This is a genomic window from Phyllobacterium sp. (assembly GCF_037994425.1).
Classification (GTDB): domain Bacteria; phylum Pseudomonadota; class Alphaproteobacteria; order Rhizobiales; family Rhizobiaceae; genus Phyllobacterium.
This window is the reverse complement of record NZ_JBBNAM010000173.1, coordinates 1-1,289: the sequence shown is the minus strand read 5'-3', so window position 1 is coordinate 1,289 and position 1,289 is coordinate 1. Positions and strand designations below refer to the sequence as shown.

The following is a 1,289-nucleotide window of genomic DNA, read 5'->3' as shown; positions in this document are numbered from 1 at the left end:
TCGTCACCAAGGCCGCCACACTTCCGGGCAACCTCACCCTCGATGCGACCGACAATGTGATCGTCGCCGAGGTCTTCTATCAATACACCCCGCTATTTCCCAATTTTACGCCGGTCGAGAGGCAGCTCTACAAGACGGCGGTCTTCCGTCCCCGTCTCGGCAGCCTCACGAGCGCGCCCGGTTGCTAGTCCACAAGGAAAGGATGATCCAATGTCGTTGATGTCCATGATCTCCCGCTTCCGCAAGGCCGAGGAAGGTGCCGTCCTCCCATTCGTCGGCATCGTCAGCCTGGCGCTGATCGGGGCAACGGGGTTCGGCATCGACGCAGCCCGCCTGATGCTTCTCCATTCGAGCCTTCAGCGCGCCATCGACGCCGGCGCCCTTTCCACCGTCGCCAAGCTGGACACCGCCACCATCGACGTGGAACTGCGAAAGTTTGCGGTCGCCAATTTCAACGATGGGGAGATTGGCGGGACACTCGACAGCCTGACCTGGACTATCAGCTCGGACAACAAGACACTGACCGTCAAGGCATCGGCCAGCGCTCCCGCGACGTTGATGAAAATCCTCGGCGTCCAGACGATCAGCACCAGCGCAGAAAGTATCATCGAACGATCGACCAATGGCCTTGAACTGGCACTTGTTCTCGACAACACCGGCTCGATGTCCGGAACGCCGCTCGAGAGCCTCAAGTCTGCGGCCAATACGCTGGTGAACATCCTATACGGCAACGACGCAGTTGCCGAGAACCTCTATGTGGGGATCGTTCCGTTCTCGCAGTCGGTCAATGTCGGCACGAGCCATGCCGGCTGGATGAAATCGGGCTCCATCGCCGCGCTCGATTGGGGATCGACATCAACGGGTGGCTCATGGGGTGGCTGCGTCGAGGCGCAGGCCGTAAAGGCCGACGACATTTCTGACGCGGTTCCCTCCAGCAAGCCGATCACGCCCTACTATTGGCCAGACGGCTCGGATAACAACTGGATCAGAAAGGGTAAATACTCCGACCCTCTCACCACCTCCCTCGGTCCCAACAAGAACTGCCCCGCCGAGGTGACGCGCCTGACCCCCAAGAAAGCGACGGTCGTTGCCGCCATCGCGGCGATGAAGGCGGTGGGCAATACCCACATCAACTTCGGGGCCGTGTGGGGCTGGCGGATGCTGTCTCCCAAATGGCGTGGCCTCTGGGGCGGCGACATGTCGACCTACAATCTGCCTCTCGACTACTACTCGAAGAACATGAACAAGGCGGCAGTCATCATGACCGACGGTGAGAACACCATGTCCTC

General features: G+C 60.4%; 1 protein-coding gene and 1 pseudogene. Both read left to right on the top strand.

The features are described from left to right. Window positions 1-188: pseudogene (locus AAAB35_RS12825) on the top strand (pilus assembly protein); the annotation flags it as partial. 22 nt (window positions 189-210) lie between these two features. Continuing rightward, window positions 211-1,289 (top strand): Tad domain-containing protein (locus tag AAAB35_RS12820; RefSeq protein WP_340668666.1); only part of this gene is annotated, 1,079 nt, incomplete at its 3' end.